At 39.1% G+C, this 15,879-nt stretch carries 16 protein-coding genes; 9 read left to right on the top strand and 7 right to left on the bottom strand.

Annotated elements, in window-relative coordinates; genetic code table 11:
* Window positions 1–9 precede the first annotated feature (9 nt).
* On the top strand, window positions 10–225 hold the full coding sequence (locus Q0791_RS16005; protein ID WP_299008468.1) for a hypothetical protein: 216 nt from the start codon (window positions 10–12) through the stop codon (window positions 223–225).
* Between the two features lie 401 nt (window positions 226–626).
* Window positions 627–1,106, top strand: coding sequence for a phosphohistidine phosphatase SixA (gene sixA, locus Q0791_RS16010; RefSeq protein WP_299008505.1), 480 nt, complete (start codon window positions 627–629; stop codon window positions 1,104–1,106).
* 98 nt (window positions 1,107–1,204) lie between these two features.
* Here sixA and smrB read toward each other — a convergent pair whose 3' ends face one another.
* Entirely contained in the window at window positions 1,205–1,735 is a 531-nt protein-coding gene (gene smrB, locus Q0791_RS16015) for an endonuclease SmrB (RefSeq protein ID WP_299008470.1), read from the bottom strand.
* Window positions 1,736–1,814: 79 nt separating this feature from the next.
* On the opposite strand from smrB, the gene prmB reads away from it, so the two are divergent.
* The 5 genes from prmB (at window position 1,815) to Q0791_RS16040 (ending at window position 5,948) form a co-directional block, all read left to right on the top strand.
* Window positions 1,815–2,759 (top strand): 50S ribosomal protein L3 N(5)-glutamine methyltransferase, encoded by a 945-nt coding sequence (prmB, locus tag Q0791_RS16020; protein ID WP_299008473.1) that lies wholly within the window; start codon window positions 1,815–1,817, stop codon window positions 2,757–2,759.
* Between the two features lie 112 nt (window positions 2,760–2,871).
* A complete protein-coding gene (gene aroC, locus Q0791_RS16025) occupies window positions 2,872–3,966 on the top strand; it encodes a chorismate synthase (protein ID WP_299008476.1) in 1,095 nt (364 codons plus the stop codon).
* Window positions 3,967–3,994: 28 nt separating this feature from the next.
* The gene (locus tag Q0791_RS16030; protein WP_299008479.1) at window positions 3,995–5,110 is read left to right on the top strand and encodes an ATP-NAD kinase family protein; all 1,116 of its coding nucleotides are present in this window, start codon (window positions 3,995–3,997) and stop codon (window positions 5,108–5,110) included.
* 16 nt (window positions 5,111–5,126) lie between these two features.
* A complete protein-coding gene (locus Q0791_RS16035; protein WP_299008481.1) occupies window positions 5,127–5,396 on the top strand; it encodes a YfcL family protein in 270 nt (89 codons plus the stop codon).
* Window positions 5,397–5,420: 24 nt separating this feature from the next.
* Entirely contained in the window at window positions 5,421–5,948 is a 528-nt protein-coding gene (locus Q0791_RS16040; protein ID WP_299008483.1) for an RNA methyltransferase, read from the top strand.
* A gap of 77 nt (window positions 5,949–6,025) precedes the next feature.
* Here the strand turns inward: Q0791_RS16040 and Q0791_RS16045 are convergent, their stop codons facing one another.
* From Q0791_RS16045 to Q0791_RS16060, 4 genes are all read right to left on the bottom strand, one after another.
* Window positions 6,026–6,505 (bottom strand): hypothetical protein, encoded by a 480-nt coding sequence (locus Q0791_RS16045; RefSeq protein ID WP_299008485.1) that lies wholly within the window; start codon window positions 6,503–6,505, stop codon window positions 6,026–6,028.
* 74 nt (window positions 6,506–6,579) lie between these two features.
* The gene (locus tag Q0791_RS16050) at window positions 6,580–8,733 is read right to left on the bottom strand and encodes a diguanylate cyclase (RefSeq protein ID WP_299008487.1); all 2,154 of its coding nucleotides are present in this window, start codon (window positions 8,731–8,733) and stop codon (window positions 6,580–6,582) included.
* A gap of 179 nt (window positions 8,734–8,912) precedes the next feature.
* Complete coding sequence (locus Q0791_RS16055; protein ID WP_299008490.1) at window positions 8,913–9,611, bottom strand: 4'-phosphopantetheinyl transferase; 699 nt, start codon at window positions 9,609–9,611, stop codon at window positions 8,913–8,915.
* 182 nt (window positions 9,612–9,793) lie between these two features.
* On the bottom strand, window positions 9,794–11,305 hold the full coding sequence (locus Q0791_RS16060) for a YHYH protein (protein ID WP_299008492.1): 1,512 nt from the start codon (window positions 11,303–11,305) through the stop codon (window positions 9,794–9,796).
* Between the two features lie 557 nt (window positions 11,306–11,862).
* Between Q0791_RS16060 and Q0791_RS16065 the strand changes: the two genes are divergently transcribed.
* Together Q0791_RS16065 and Q0791_RS16070 are read left to right on the top strand one after the other, a co-directional pair.
* Complete coding sequence (locus tag Q0791_RS16065) at window positions 11,863–12,429, top strand: hypothetical protein (protein ID WP_299008494.1); 567 nt, start codon at window positions 11,863–11,865, stop codon at window positions 12,427–12,429.
* A 44-nt stretch (window positions 12,430–12,473) separates the two neighbouring features.
* Complete coding sequence (locus tag Q0791_RS16070) at window positions 12,474–13,034, top strand: ester cyclase (protein ID WP_299008496.1); 561 nt, start codon at window positions 12,474–12,476, stop codon at window positions 13,032–13,034.
* Window positions 13,035–13,122: 88 nt separating this feature from the next.
* Here the strand turns inward: Q0791_RS16070 and Q0791_RS16075 are convergent, their stop codons facing one another.
* Window positions 13,123–14,598 carry an endonuclease/exonuclease/phosphatase family protein gene (locus Q0791_RS16075; protein ID WP_299008498.1) on the bottom strand — a complete coding sequence of 492 codons (1,476 nt, stop codon included), beginning with the start codon at window positions 14,596–14,598 and terminating at the stop codon, window positions 13,123–13,125.
* A 617-nt stretch (window positions 14,599–15,215) separates the two neighbouring features.
* Window positions 15,216–15,578 (bottom strand): thermonuclease family protein, encoded by a 363-nt coding sequence (locus Q0791_RS16080; RefSeq protein ID WP_299008500.1) that lies wholly within the window; start codon window positions 15,576–15,578, stop codon window positions 15,216–15,218.
* Window positions 15,579–15,879 lie beyond the last annotated feature (301 nt).

Consider the following 15,879-nt stretch of genomic DNA (forward strand, 5'->3'; position numbering starts at 1 on the left):
TCTTTAATCATGGAAAAAGTCAACATGGGTTTTTTAACCATGGTATTTCTACGGGAAGAATTTGATATTTTCAATATCATGGCCATTCGACCTTTTTTATTGTTGATTAATTGTTTTGTTTTGTTGCTTTCAATTGATATTTTATGCTGTTTTTTTAACGAAAACAGTGGGATTAAGTTAATTTTTTCAGATAGAATGAGTTCAATGGCGAGTTTAAGTGGGTGAATGAGTATACATAAGGTATGTTATACCCGTGATACTTGAATATGCATGTTTTCAGAGCCTGTAAAAGTGCCTAATTCAAGGCGTATTATTACAAGAATGCTCATTGCCTTTTAAGATGATACAACGCAGAAGTCGGTGCTTTTACAGACTTCCAAGGGGCTGGCCTCTTTATATGTAAAAGCAAGGCCTTTTATACTGCGTTATTGAACATCAGCTTAGAATGACTAGGCACGCTGTTCAGCTGACCATCAAGGATGATGGAAATGTCATTTATGCAGGAGCAATTAATGACCTTGCCTAAAAGGCTTTTAATTCCAGCTGAATCCTGCATCTTCAGGTATCACGGGTATATGCCTAAAGCATCACTCTATAATAATGTAAAATGGGATCTGCACAGCAGTATGCAATTATATTTAATGCGACATGGTGAAGCAAACCATCAAGCGCACTCAGATCAAGAGAGAACACTGACAGATGTTGGTCGTTTTCAAACTGTGATGATGAGTCAATGGTTATCGACGTCTGTCAAGCACTTCGATTTAGTCTTGGTGAGCCCTTATGTTCGCGCGCAACAGACATGGCAAGAAGTGAGTCAGTATTTTACCGAACCGTCGCAATGGCATGTGTTGGATGAATTAACGCCGTTAAATCATGCGAGTGATACCATGGATGTCATATTGGCTTATGCTGAGTTTTATCAGGCAGAGAATGTGCTGGTGATTGCGCATATGCCTTTACTTGGGTACTTAGTTAATGCTTTTTTACCCGATGTTGAACCTCCTTTATTTTCAACCTCAGGTATTGTTCTTATAGAGAAAAATTCACTAAATCATTCGCTTGTTTGGCATGAGTCACCTTTTTCTTGCGGTAAGGCTTCTTAAGGGATTAACTCCTTTTATCGCGCTGTGTAAGAGAGGATGTTATGTTTGTCTTCTCGGTCACCATTGAAGACAAGTATGTTCAATGGTGACAAAATAACTCATAAGGAAAAAGGTGATTCTTCTATCTCTATGAGTATTAATAATGCAGCAGTGCCTCCCCACTCTTTAGGTGCTTGATGAAAAGCTTTCACTTGGGGATGCTGAGCGAGCCATAGAGGTAATTGTTGCTTTAATATACCACTACCATGACCATGCATGACACTGCAACAAGTGCTGCGCTGCTTGATGGCTGCTTGTATGAGTGCAACGAGTTCTAGTTTGGCTTCTGATTGCCTCAAGCCGTGAAGATCGAGTAATAAATCAGGGCTATAATCACCTCGACGTAACCGTTTTAACTCAAAGCTATCGACATCGTCTCTTACCCATCGCATTGGTCCTTCTGTTGGCATTAAAGGTTGGTATGTATCAGAAAAATAGCTATCTGCATGTAACTTTTGCTCTGCTTGTACCCATTTTGTTTTATTTTTTGGCGAAGCTGTGAAATGACGCTTATCTTGTTTTAAGGGCTTAATACCTTGAATTAGCGTGGAAAACAGAGCTTGGCCATCATCATCATATTTTTTATTCATAGGGGTATTTTATTGAATTCGATGCCATATGAATAGACTTCAGTTACAATGAAGTCCAATTATAATGTTGGAGTCTATTTTGGATAAGATTTTTGTTGATGAAGCTGTCGCTGAATTACGTACCGTGGGCGATATGCTGCGTTGGGCCGTGAGTCGTTTTAATGATGCAAATATATATTATGGTCATGGGACGGACAATGCGTGGGATGAAGCGATTGCTTTGGTTTTTCATGCATTACATTTGCCTGAAGAGATAGGTCAACAGGTTATTCATAGTAACTTAACCAGCAGTGAAAAGCATAAAATCGTTGAGTTGATCATTCGACGTGTTCAAGAGCGTTTGCCTGTGCCTTATTTAACCCATGAGGCAAGGTTTGCTGGTTTATCATTTTATGTGGATGAGCGCGTATTAGTGCCTCGCTCTCCAATAGCTGAAATGATTGCTGAGCGGTTTAGTCCTTGGTTATATAACCAATCGGTTAATCGTGTCTTAGATTTATGTACGGGGAGTGGCTGTATTGCGATTGCTTGTGCTTATGAGTTTGATGAAGCAGAAGTGGATGCGCTGGATATTAGTACTGATGCCCTTGATGTGGCACAAATTAATATTGAGTCCTTAGGCGTGATGGATAGAGTGTTTGCCATGGAATCCGATTTGTTTTCAGCTATCCCTAAGGGACCACAATATGACTTAATAGTGACCAATCCGCCTTATGTGGATGCTGAAGATATTGATGATATGCCTCAAGAATATCGTCATGAGCCTGAGTTAGGTTTAGCCTCTGGTCATGATGGGTTAGATTTAACGAAACGTATTTTAGCCAATGCTGCAGATTATTTAACGCCCAATGGTATATTAGTCGTTGAAGTGGGTAATTCTATGGTGCACTTGTCTGAGCAATTTCCTCAAGTGCCTTTTAGCTGGGTTGAATTCCAACACGGTGGTGATGGCGTGTTTGTGTTGACTTACGAGCAGCTGCAAGCACATCGCAATCTATTTAAGGCGTATCAAGATAGCGAATAAATTTAATGACTATTTTGTCATTGTTTATATAACAAAGTTTTTGTTTAGCCCTTAATTGCAGTGCCATACTCTTAAGGGTTGAATATAGTTAATTGTCTGAGGTGTAAAGCAGATGTCGGGAAACAGTATAGGTCAACATTTTGTCGTAACGACTTTTGGTGAAAGTCATGGTACCGCTCTAGGGTGTATTATTGATGGTTGTCCACCAGGTGTTGAATTAAGCGAAGCTGATTTACAGCATGATCTTGATAGGCGCCGTCCAGGCACGTCACGTTATACAACGGCAAGGCGTGAACCCGATGTCGTTCGAATATTATCGGGTGTTTTTGAAGGCAAAACCACAGGGACGTCGATTGGGTTGTTGATTGAAAATACGGATCAGCGCAGTAATGACTATTCCAATATTAAAGATCTTTTTCGTCCAGGTCATGCCGATTATACCTACCAGCAAAAATATGGCTTAAGGGATTATCGAGGAGGCGGACGCGCTTCTGCTCGTGAAACGGCCATGCGGGTGGCGGCAGGAGCGGTCGCTAAAAAGTATTTAAAGCATGTTCATGGTGTTGATATTCAAGGATACATGACTCAACTTGGTCCTATTAAAGCTGAAAAGATAGATGTTGAACAAATCGAAAAAAATCCCTTCTTTTTCCCCGATGAGAGTCAACTTGAAGCCCTTGATGAGTATATGCGTGATTTGAAAAAAAGTGGGGATTCCATTGGGGCGAAATTAACTGTTGTTGCGACAGGTGTCCCTGTGGGGCTGGGAGAACCTGTTTTTGATCGACTGGATGCGGAAATTGCTCATGCATTAATGGGGATTAATGCGGTTAAAGGGGTTGAAATTGGTGATGGTTTTGCCGTTGTAGAGCAAAAAGGTTCAGAGCATCGTGATTTGATGTCACCTGAAGGCTTTGAATCGAATCATGCTGGTGGTATTTTAGGTGGTATTTCATCAGGTCAACCCATTGTTGCACATTTAGCATTAAAACCTACATCAAGCATTAGTGTACCGGGACAGAGTATGACCACCACAGGTGAGGTGGCAGAAGTCATAACAAAAGGGCGTCACGATCCTTGTGTGGGAATACGTGCAGTTCCCATTGCAGAGGCGATGTTGGCGATAGTCTTGATGGATCATTTATTAAGGCATCGCGGGCAAAATATGGATGTTAATAGTCAAACACCTGTCATAGGTATGCGTTAATGATAGTGGCTTTAGGGTTAACTGACTAATGGCTTTGTTTCGATTAGGCTTGCTGATTAACCCATTGGCTGGATTAGGAGGCAGCGTTGCATTAAAAGGCAGTGACGGCGTTGCTTCTGAAGCATTAGCGAAAGGTGCCTTGCCTCAAGCCATGAATCGAATGAGGCAAGCGCTACTTAAAATCGTGCCTTACAAAGACAGGATCACAGTGTTTACGGCTTCGAGTGACATGGGAGAGAATGTAGCAAAGGCGCTGGGTTTTACGACCCAAGTCATTTATGGATCTTCGCTTGTGACTCATGGCAGTGATACATCGGCTGCAGCAGTCAAGTTACGTGAGAAAAATGTTGATTTACTCCTTTTTGCCGGCGGAGATGGTACGGCTAGAGATATCTATGGTGCTGTTGGAGAGAGCTTTCCAGTATTAGGCGTACCTGCTGGAGTAAAAATTCATTCAGGTGTGTTTGGTGTTACACCCGCTGCAGCGGGATTAGTGGTTAAGCAGTTACTGGATGGTGAGTTAGTCAGTCTCATGAATGCTGATGTGATGGATATTGACGAAGTCTTGTTTAGACAAGGTCGTGTTCAAGCTAAGCGTTTTGGCGAGATGCAAGTGCCTGCTGAGCCTCGTTATGTTCAAGCAGTGAAGCAAGGCGGAGTGGAATGTGAGGAATTAGTGCTTGCTGATATTGCAGCAGAAGCCATAGGGCTTATGGATGATACATTGTGTATTATGGGTTCAGGCAGTACCTTGGCGTTTGTGATGGCTGAAATGGGGCTTGAAAATACCTTGTTAGGGGTTGATTTAATCAAAGATCAAGCTTTAATTCAATCAGACTTAACGGCACAAGCATTACTTAAATACACAACAGGTCAAGAAACGAAGTTATTCATTACACTTATCGGCGGACAAGGACATATTTTGGGGCGGGGAAATCAACAATTAACCCCCGCATTAATTCGTCAAATTGGCCGAGAAAATATTATTATTTTAGCCACTAAAACCAAATTAAAGGCGTTAGAAGGACGCCCACTAATTGTTGATTCAGGCGATCCCGAGTTAGACCTATTCCTTGCAGGTTATTATAAAGTGATCACTGGATATCGAGATTATGTGATGTACCCAGTGGTTGAAATTAATTAGATCTTATGGAGATCCCATGTTAGAGAAGTATGAGCACACATTGCAAAACTGGATTGAGAATATTGTTGAGTCAGGGGATGATGACGCTTTATTTGCCAGTGGTTATTTACAAGGGCACTTTGCAGTGGTGTTATCACAGCTTGAAGTTGAAGATAATCAAGATTTAAGTTGTTTATCGGCGAAAATGCAAGTGTGTTTGAATTTAGCCAAAGAAGAATTAAGTGAGCAAGACTACCAATTAGTGGAAGAGGCTTGGCACGCATTACGTCGGCAAATTGCGGCTTAATAAAATACAGTGAAATATCTTTAAATGAAATCGAGTTATATTGGTATTGGGTTATTAAACCCAAAAAGTCCGACGAATGTGGGCGGGGTAATGAGAGCGGCGGGTTGTTATGGGGCTGATGCCGTCTTTTTTACCGGAAAGCGTTATTTGCTTGCCGCGAGTAAGGGGAATGCACAATATAATACGGATACTAAAGGGGCGGGGCGAGTTATTCCTCAAATCCAAGTCGAAGATTTACGTGAAGCTGTAGGCAATGATGTGAGTCTAGTGTGTGTTGACTTGGTGGAGGGAGCTTGTCCTTTACCTGAGTTTCAACATCCAGATAACGCCTTGTATATTTTTGGTCCTGAAGACGGCACAGTTAATCAGTCGTTAATTGATGCCAGTGATGCTGTGGTGTATATGCCAACGAGAGGTTGCATGAATTTGGCCGCATCTGTGAATGTGTTACTTTACGATCGAATGGCAAAAAAGGCGCATTTTGAAAGTGGCGATGCCCTTATTCGTCAAAGCAGAGATACTAACAATCGTGTAAAGGTGAAAAATACATAACAAGAGTCTAAGTGATATGCTTGACGCATATGCTTTAGAAAGATAAAAAGGGAAGCTGATGGCTTCCCTTTTTATCTTTATTTGAGTGTTAATCTGTTGAGATATTGACGCGTATCCTCAATCAGTACATTAGGGTATTGACGATAATCTAAATACGGGACAAGTAATTGAGATTGAAATACTTTTAATGGCTTTTGTGGAGTTTGACTATTAATATGCTGGAAGCCTTTTAGGTTTAGATTTAATTGTTCGGCAGCGCTTTGTCCTGAAATGATGTGTATTTGTGCAGTAGGTGATAAAATATCCGCATTGATATGAATTTGTTCATTTTTTTTAAGTAAAAACTGGTCTCTATATGTTTTCCAGTCGTGATTTTGACAAGTTATTTTGGCCATAATAGTGAAAATTTTGCGCCAATGATTACCGTTTAATTGAATGATACTTTCAATGGCGTCAGTTTGAGTATGATGCCAGTTTTGAGGTAACAGAGGAGAATTGGGTAAATAAAAGGCATACTGTGCATCTTTATACCCGAGTAATGTGTTTGCTTTGTTCAACTTTAGGCCTTTAATGCTCTTGAAGTGTTGAGAATGATATCGCAAATTTGTGTTGATTATCATAATCATCTTGTTTAAGTGATTTGCGAGTAAATCACTTTGTTACGACCGCTCTCCTTGGCTTTATAGAGATTGAGATCTGCTTGTTTTATCCAATCTTCAAGGGATGTGCTGAAACTGGGAAAGGCCATAATGGCGCCTATGCTTGTTGTCACGTGAAAAGTGTCTTGGTTTTGTGGATTGATTATTTGAGTTTGTGCCAATTTCTCTCTGAAGTGGTTGAGATGCTTTTCAATTTTGTTTGGGTCAGAAAAAGATAAAATCAGCAAGAATTCTTCGCCCCCGAAACGAGAAATAACATCGGTATCACGTTTAAAAGTGCGTATTAATAAAGTGGATATGGCTTTGAGTGCCTCATCTCCACCTAAGTGTCCCTGTTGATCGTTGACTTGCTTGAAGTGATCTAAGTCAATCAGGGCAACCACTATCGTTTCATTATTTCGCTGATTAATTTCATGTAAATGGGAGAACTTTATTTCTGTAATGCGCCTATTATTGAGACCCGTTAAGGGATCGATTTCAGATAATGATTTGAGTTGGCTGTTGGCTTTTTCGAGTTCTAAGGTTCTTAATTGAACATTAGTTTCAAGTTCAGATTGATAACTCATGAGTGCTTGTTTACTTTTTTGCAGCCTTTGATGTAAAGCATATATTTCTTGTGGTGCTTCGTTTTGGACTTGTTCAATATTGACTTTTTTAGTGTGATTTTCGTCAAAGTCTTTGGCAATAATGGCCAGTGGTTGGGTTAACCTTAGACTGACTACACGGGTAATATAAAAAGTAATGAGTAACGCAATAATGAGGATCGCAAAGGTGGCTAAATAGAGTTCTTCTATTAATTTGATTAAAGGCATGAGAGGATTGAGCGTATAGAGTGTCCAATCGTTTTCCAGTGTGACAGAAGCATAGATAAACTCAGGTGTGGGGTTTTTAGTGTTGATAATATTCATCATGGGCAAGCCTGTTTCATATTCTTCACCCACCAGTTTGGCCTTCAATGGTTTAAGCGGCGGGAGCATTAACATCTTAGATGCATAGATCACATGATTATCTTCATCGACGAGTAGCATAGCTTGTTGGTGGTTTTTGGTGTTTGTATGCTCAATTTTGGCAAACTGGTTTAAATTTAAAGAACCCTCAATGATGCCTATGGGGTCGTGTTTTGACTCTTGTGAATAAATAGGAGCGCTAATGGCGACAATCGCGTCATTGCCAAAGCCTCTACCTTGAAAAACTGGCGAGATAAAGGTTCGTTGGTAGAAAAAAGCCTGCTGAAAATAATCTCGGTCTGCAATATTAATATTTTGTGATAAATCTAGTCCCTTAACGGGGCTTGCGGCGATCACTTTGCCTTTTTTGTCGGCAATTAACATAGTTAAAAAACCAGAATAGTTTTTATGTAGACCCGTTAATTGATATTGCCAATCACTTTGCTCATCGAGATCTAGGCTGAGCCAGTGAGCGGCATTGATGATGGCTTTAACATGTTCATTGACAAAAACAGATGTAAAATGACCTAATTGGGAAACGGAGTCTTGTAAGTTCTCATAAATTATTGCTTTTTGTCGCTTAATGAAATGGTCATTAAACAGTAAAGTTGATGATAAGAGAGAGAGTGTTAGCACAAGGGTAAAAGTGTAGGTCAGTTGGGTATTAAAGGTTCTTCTTTGATTGTCGATGATTTTCGTTTTAAATTGCCAAAAATAAGGAACAATAAGGACAATTAAAGCGCCTAAACTGGTATAGATGAGCGCATTAATATATTGTTTTAAAACGATGAAAGGCAAGCTTGCTGTCGGAATGTGAGTGAAAAAGGTGGCATATAAATAAAAAAGCGGCATACCGACTAAGAACCAGTAGGCGATACTGGCGTAGAGTGCATAAATATTTTTTCGTTTGGCAAAACCAAGCCAAAGTGCTTCGAGTCCAAAAAGCAGATAAACATGAGGACTTTCCCACAGTAACATGAGCCCTGAAACACAGATGATTGTCGTTAATAGTGCATACCAAGGACCCAGTAAAATGGCCACAATGACGATAACAATATTCCCTAAAACCAATGGAATGTTAGCGATTAGTAGTATGGGGTATAAGTTAATACTAAAGCCTATTAGACCAAGAATAATGGCTAACTTGTAATGTGAAATATTGACCGATGACAATGCCATGAGCATCGCTCCTTGGTGCCATAGATGATATGGGCAAGATCCATTTTAATTGCAGTGAAAGGTATAACCCTTAGCACTCAAAGCCCTTTTTATTAAGTCCAGATACTTCCAACAAAGCTTAAAACATGCATCTTCAAGTATCACGGGTATATTAAGTTTATGCTAAACAAAAATATCTGTTAGTTAAAAACGGTAATTGTGGTCAGAAAGCTTTTTTCAAAACGGATATAATGGCATTCAAATTGATGATTTTGTTTGAACTTTGTTGACCAGTTTTTGGTGAGTTTTAATGTCAGTCGTTGATTAATAAGATCAATGTTTGTTATTTCTACGGCATCAAAATTGAAAAATTGCTTAATGAGAGGATATAGCGCTTTATAAATACTTTCTTTAGCAGAAAAAGCGAGGGTAACCCCTTGGTTAAAAGGTAGGGCTGTTGCGCGTATCAATGCCTCTTCTGCTGGGTTGATAATACTTTTATAAATATCTTCACAGCTTTTAATATTAATATCATATTCCAGGTCGATACCTAGGGCTTGAACATGTTTTGATGTTGTGATGCCGCAGGCGGCAGTTTCATTGGAATGAGTGATACTGCCAATGACATTTTTTGGCCAAATGGGGCTGCGATCCTCAGCATTCATGATGTCTTGATAGGGTAGAGCCAATTGGTTAAAGCAGCATTTAGCTAAAAATCGTCCAGCAAGGAATTCAGCTTGTCGTTTAGGAACGGCCTTTTTGAGCTTTGTGGGCAACTGAATTTGGTGCTCAGTAAATAATGATGGACTAAATGCACTGATGTTAAACTCACATGATAGTAAAGTGATCTCATCCATATGAGGAAAGTGTTGCTGTAAAGGGGTGAGTTTTGAAAGCATAGATTGAATTTTTTATGAATAAATTCGAATTGTCGCATTTTTTGAGCTGTTATCAAAGGCTCACGAAAGGATTAATGAGGTTAATGAAGTCATTTGTATTCACTCGTTTCAACTTTTTGACTGCAAGACTTTAATGCGGCCTTAAAAGAACAGGCCGCAACACTTGAAGAAAGTAAAGGGGTTTACTGACATTCCCCCTTAAAAGTGGGGCCAATGATGTAAGGGAAAGCTGGGGATAACTCGCCACTGGAAGATTGGGTGACGGTAATGTGATAGTGGTAACCGAGTTCATCGTGATCATGGCCATTATGTTCGTCTAGGAACTGCTCTCCTTGAGCCATTAATGTTTCATCCCAATACATATCTTGGTAATACGCGCCTGCATCAAGATAAATGGTTCCTCCTCTAAAAGCGGGTTGAAGCGTATAGGGATAACCTAAGTCATATCCCGTTGTGCTTGCGGGCATTGTTCCTTGGCTAGGATCAAATTCATTGATCATGACACAACTGCGTTTTCCATCACTACAGCCAACAAGTGGATCTTGATAATCTCGTATTCGCCAAGAACTGGTGGCAAGAACACCTTGAGCATGCCAAGGCCCATAAATGGCATAACCATCTTTTGCAAAACCATAAACCGGTGAATGTTTGTCGCCTAAATCATTAACAGTATTGGCCAAGCACTGTGAGTTAAAATGATGATGATAATCGCCATTTGCAGCATGACCACTGCAAATATCCATATCATACTGCTCAAAAACGGGGGCGTTTCGTTGCCAAATATTATTGTCGACTCGTGCGTCGGACCAGTTGTAAACGGATGTACCATTGACCATGTAACCGATAGGGCCGTTGCCCGTTTCACATGTTCCTGTACTGATCTTGGGAGTGAGGGGAAAATCCATGGATTTATTGATGTCAAAAGGGCAATCTGGGCCCGGTGGCCAGTAACCTTCTCCACCGCTTGTATAGCAAGCATGACCAACAGGACTCACTGTCCAGCCGATATTTTGGCCAAATTTGACTATATCGCCTTCATTCACTGTTAAACCTTGATTATTTTGAAAGTCACCCACAGGGTGTTTGGCTACTGTCTCAAGTATTTCTTGATCAATAACCACTTGATAATCAGGAATACCCGATGCAGAAATAGTGACACTGTCTCCATTGTTGGTGACAGTATTGACATGGATAAGCGCATTGGGAATAAACTGAGAATATTCTTGTTCGTTATTCATTATCCAGTCATTGAGGATATCAGCGCCTGGCGTATTGCCTGTATCGGTAGGGATCCCGTCAAATACCCAGATAAACTGATTGAGATCAGGATTATTGTCTGAAAGTACGACTCTAAAAGTATCGCTGACTGATGTATTGCTCATGATGTTTCCAAGTTCGATATGACTATCGCCTGTGCGGATCCAGGTTTCAGGGACTTCGATTAATGTGCCAGTGACGGCATTAATGTTTTTATCTGAAGAAATGAACACTTCATAGGTTAATATCCAGTGGCCATTATTTCTTTCAATAGAACGCACTAATGAATATGCATCAATATTGATATCTGAAGTGACATCATCAGCCATAACTAAGGGTGGAGTGAAGCAGATAAAGAGTATGGTAAAAAGAAACTTGTCAATGAAGGAAGTCAATTGAGATGTCAATTTACTGGTTTTAATAAAATCATATTCCATACTAAGTGTCTCCAATGTATATTCATCAAAAATGAGATAAGTCGACATGAATAACAAAAATAATGTTATTCGACTTGATGTTTTTATTTTTCAAATAAGGTATAACACCCAATAATTTACTGATTGATATGTCAATATATTTTATGTGTACTAAATTGGGCTTTGTTATATGTTTTGACTTTAGCTTAATTTTATAAAGAGATATGAGTTCTATTTTAGACTTTAACTTAATTTACATATTGAGTTGTGTTTTAAATGTGAATATAAAATAACTCTTTGTTGTTTTGCTTGCTTTAAGTTGTTGTTTTTTAGTTTTTTTATTTTTTAAGTATGCTGTGGATCTCTAGTGAGTCTAGGTGGTGGAAATAATGTTTAAAGTTGATATGCTTTCTAAATTCATATAATAAGTGTGATGCATATTGAATAGACTATTATTATATTGAGTTAAAGTTGGAGTATATAGTAACTGTCGTTATTTAATGTATAAACTGAACTATCAGCGTTGAAATGGATGAGTGTCATGTTAGCTCTTGTTAGCTATAACATAAGGAGAGGAAATGAAAAGAATAGCGAGTGATGTATTATTGTTAGTCGTGACAGTGAGCTTATTACCGTGGCTGATAGTATTTACTGTTGAAGCAAGGCAAGCGCTTATTAAAGCGGACGTAATGAATACGGAAGCTAGCTCGGTGAAAGTGAGTAAGATAAAAGAGCAGCTCATCAAGAACACACATTCTCATGCTAATAAAATGATCCCCGAAGGTGCCGTAGAACCTAAATTGGATTTACAATTATTAAAAGATGTTAAGTCTGGTTATAACTTACACATTATATATGATGGATTTGAATTAGAGCCTCCAGAGTTTTTAGATTCCCCCAAAGATAAAGTAGAAGGGCATGCCCATCTTTTTATTAATGGTAAGAAAGTACAGCGGATTTATGGTGCGTATTTACATTTAGATTCAAGCTTATTTCAAGTTGGAGTGAATTCCATTAGTGTCACGTTAAACAGTCACGATCATGATACTTGGTCTATTGATGGTCAGCCTATTGTGGCGACCTACTTTATTAATACTCAAAAGACACCTTTTATTCAACATTATTTCAGTGCCTTTCCATTTTAAGGCGTTCATGAAGCTTCTATTTTTATGGAAAAGGAACGATGAATATGATAGTAAAAACGCTATTATGGTTATTACCAATCTGGGCTTTGTATTCAACCCATGTGTCTGCTGAAACAGCCGTGATGGCATGGCCAAAAAAGCTATCATCTGTTACTCAACATGATGAGGAAACCTTGCTATCACATAAAAAACTGGCGCGTTTAGCTAGGCTTGTGTGGGAGAGTAATAATCAAGTCGATTATTCTAGAGTATTTTCAAAAGATTATATAAATCATCAAATTCCTTCTATTGTGGGTAAACCTTTAACGGAAAGTCGCCAAGAATGGCAAAGTCTGGTCAATCATTTTCATCAATCTTTTTCTAATGTGAAGGAAGAAATATTGCTTCAAATCGCTGAAAGTGAGTTTGTGGTTACGCAATGGCAAACTACAGGCACACAGACGGGAGAATATTTAGGTTTTTCCGCCACTGGCAAACGGGTTTCTTGGTCGGGTATACAAATAGATAAATTTGAGCAAGGTCAAATTGTTGAGTCTTGGGTTGTTTGGGACATGTATTCGCTTTTTTCACAGTTGGGTTTTATCCCTGCTTTGGGTAATAACTAAAATCATATGAGTGGATTAACAATAACAGCGGATGAAAACTCCGCTGTTATAAGATGAAAATAATTCAAGTTAATTGAATGTTAAAAATCTACTTTACGGTAAAGGTTTCCCAAGTATAGGCATTGTCACGATTATTTGTCATGCTACCATCGGATTCTGCTGCAACATATTTATTGTGGGTACTGAGTAAAGAAATTTGATCCCCATCCGCTAAGCAGCCACTGGTATCAGTATGGTTTTTAAGGGTGAAGACTTCCCAAGTGTTATCGATTGATGCTGTGGCATCCAGATCACCATCATTATCAGCGCGCACATAATGACCATTTGTGGTTTGCAGTGTGACTTTGTCATTATGCTGTATGCACATCTTGTTATTATTGATGTTTTCTTTCAATTTGAGGGTAAACGTCTCCCAAGTGCCCATGCTTGAGCGTGAATGGTTGACCATGTTATCGCCACCACTATTGTTAGCTGCCACATAGGTGTTATGGGTTGTGTTGTAGAGTCCTAGGGTTTTAGCAGTGAGTTTTCTGTCACGATCCCAAGGACTAGGCGTATAATAGTAATGGTTGGTCCAACGTAGTTTTGTGACTAGAGGATCATGATCGCTAATATTCTGCTCTATTTCTTGCTCGGTAAGCACTTCAAATTGAAATTGGTCATTGCCTTTAAAGGCGATGTGATCGACGCCGCTACAGCGATTTTCTTTGTTATAGTTGCCTTCGGCAACGGCTTCACATCCCCAAGTTAGGCCCAATGCGTCCACAAAGTCTTGACTATAGCCCGCACTAATCGCAGCGTTGAAGTCGCCCATGACCACAACGGGAACATTGATAGAGACGCGATTAATATACTCTTCTAATTGATCGAACTGATTTTGTTTAACTGTGCCTCTGTCGGTGTCCATATGGGTATTGTAGAAATGGATCACTAAATCCTGATGGATATTTATTTGCGTCAGCGTAAAGCCTTTATCTGCTTGACAGTCTGGACTGTTAGTTTGTCCGAGGGCCAGCTCAGTAAAGGTTCCTTGACAATCATTGTACTCAACACGTTCTTGACGACTAATAAAAGGGTATTTTGAAATCGTGCTGAGTCCATCACCGTAGGTGCTTGTGCTGCCTTGATAATGATCGCTCATGTAGGGGTATTGGCTGCGGTTTAATCCATCAACAATCGCTGAATTCCTAACCCAATTTTCTTGTAGGCCAATAATGTCCCAGCCGCTATTATTGATGTATGTTTGGGTTAACTCTTTGGCTTCTGCATCAGAAATGCCATCAAGCGCTTCAGGAAAACCTTTGACATTAAAAACGGCAAAGGTGAGTTCACCTGACTCGCCGGCAACGGTTTCAAGTCGAGTCACAGCTTGACTATTGGAGCTTTCATAGCCACTTTGAGTGGCCGCATCTAGATAGGCGCGAGCATAGCTATCTTCTGGTATTGGGTTGGGGATAGGATCGATAATTATGTCGATAAGATCACCGAACCAATCTGCTTGTGCATTAACGCTCATACCAAGGCAAAGTGCTAAGGTAATGTGATTAAGCTTGAGTTTCTTCATAAATGGTATTCCCCTGAATATTGTTATCGTTATTAAGTGAAATAATGGCATAGTTATTTCATTTATATTTTTATTCTTTATTAAATTGAAATTAACTGACTGAATAAACGAGTCATTTATTAAATTAGCGATCAGGTAAGTGTGTTGTCAAATAAATGTAACCTAAAATATTTTATGGTTACCTTTAGTTAACAGTTATGTGTCACTATTTGACTTAAAATGTTTAGGTGTATTTGGGGCTGGTATTTTTGCAATTACATTTTCTTGTATAATGCATTTTAAACTTGTTTTATATCGTAACATTATAAAATCATTTCACTTTTGTTGTGTATGTGATTCTTGAAATATGTTTTATGTGATTGAAGTGTTTGTTTTATTTTTGTTTATGTAAACCAACTTAATGGTTATAGTGATTATTTTTATTTTAGTAAGGTTAAAGTAATCGCTCTACATTAAAATTAACTTTAAATTATCAATTTGTTATCAAAAATGGGCGTTTATTTTTAGGCTGATGTTGAGTGATGATTTCTCGAACTGTGATTGATTCAATTATTTTATCCTATGATAAAGAAGGGAAAATAATTGCACTCTAATGCCTAACATTTAATGCTTAATATCTAATGACACCAACTCTCGCGCGGTGCAGGGAGCTTTCTTCCAAGCTGTTTATTGATAAGAACATAAGATAAGTTTGTTCCATCAATATACATTGTGGCCCATAAAATGTTATTTTCATCATGTTTTTGCTTATCGAGTAATATGACTTTGGCATTTTTTAAATATTCAGTGACAAAGGCTTTGGCTTTTAATGCGAGTTTTGTTTCTTTGGCACAGTCTCCATTAAGGGAGGGAGTATAGACGCCATTGAGGCGGATTTGAGTATGCTTATGCTCTTCAGGGAGATAGGCACTGAAGTGATCGGCGCTGAAAATTTCAGTTATTTTTGCGGCTTGGGCTTCACTATCTAGTGGGGCAGCCATTGCTGTTTTCGCAAGGAAATAAAAGAAGCATATCAGTGTAAAGTGTGTCGTTGACATATATCAATTCCAATATTTTTATGTTTCTATACCCGTGATACTTCAAGCTGCAGGATTCAGCTGGAATTAAAAGTCTTTTAGACAAGGCATTGAACATCGAGCTTAGTCATTCTAAGCCGGTGTTTAATAACACAGTATAAAAGGCCTTGCTTTTACATATAAAGAGGCCAGCCCTTTGGGAGTGTGTAAAAGCACCGACTTCTACGTTGTATCATCTTAAAAGGCAATAAGCATTTCGGCAATA

The sequence above is a fragment of the uncultured Shewanella sp. genome (assembly GCF_947495455.1).
Classification (GTDB): domain Bacteria; phylum Pseudomonadota; class Gammaproteobacteria; order Enterobacterales; family Shewanellaceae; genus Shewanella.

Excerpts from the sequence above, each read along its gene's own strand:
- aroC (WP_299008476.1), top strand. The coding sequence starts at position 2,872 with ATGTCGGGAAACAGTATAGGTCAACATTTTGTCGTAACGACTTTTGGT.
- Q0791_RS16005 (WP_299008468.1), top strand. The coding sequence starts at position 10 with ATGGAAAAAGTCAACATGGGTTTTTTAACCATGGTATTTCTACGGGAA.
- Q0791_RS16055 (WP_299008490.1), bottom strand. The coding sequence starts at position 9,611 with ATGCTTTCAAAACTCACCCCTTTACAGCAACACTTTCCTCATATGGAT.
- smrB (WP_299008470.1), bottom strand. The coding sequence starts at position 1,735 with ATGAATAAAAAATATGATGATGATGGCCAAGCTCTGTTTTCCACGCTA.
- Q0791_RS16050 (WP_299008487.1), bottom strand. The coding sequence starts at position 8,733 with ATGGCATTGTCATCGGTCAATATTTCACATTACAAGTTAGCCATTATT.
- Q0791_RS16070 (WP_299008496.1), top strand. The coding sequence starts at position 12,474 with ATGATAGTAAAAACGCTATTATGGTTATTACCAATCTGGGCTTTGTAT.
- Q0791_RS16035 (WP_299008481.1), top strand. The coding sequence starts at position 5,127 with ATGTTAGAGAAGTATGAGCACACATTGCAAAACTGGATTGAGAATATT.
- Q0791_RS16075 (WP_299008498.1), bottom strand. The coding sequence starts at position 14,598 with ATGAAGAAACTCAAGCTTAATCACATTACCTTAGCACTTTGCCTTGGT.
- Q0791_RS16040 (WP_299008483.1), top strand. The coding sequence starts at position 5,421 with ATGAAATCGAGTTATATTGGTATTGGGTTATTAAACCCAAAAAGTCCG.
- Q0791_RS16060 (WP_299008492.1), bottom strand. The coding sequence starts at position 11,305 with ATGGAATATGATTTTATTAAAACCAGTAAATTGACATCTCAATTGACT.
- Q0791_RS16065 (WP_299008494.1), top strand. The coding sequence starts at position 11,863 with ATGAAAAGAATAGCGAGTGATGTATTATTGTTAGTCGTGACAGTGAGC.
- Q0791_RS16030 (WP_299008479.1), top strand. The coding sequence starts at position 3,995 with ATGGCTTTGTTTCGATTAGGCTTGCTGATTAACCCATTGGCTGGATTA.
- Q0791_RS16080 (WP_299008500.1), bottom strand. The coding sequence starts at position 15,578 with ATGGCTGCCCCACTAGATAGTGAAGCCCAAGCCGCAAAAATAACTGAA.
- sixA (WP_299008505.1), top strand. The coding sequence starts at position 627 with ATGCAATTATATTTAATGCGACATGGTGAAGCAAACCATCAAGCGCAC.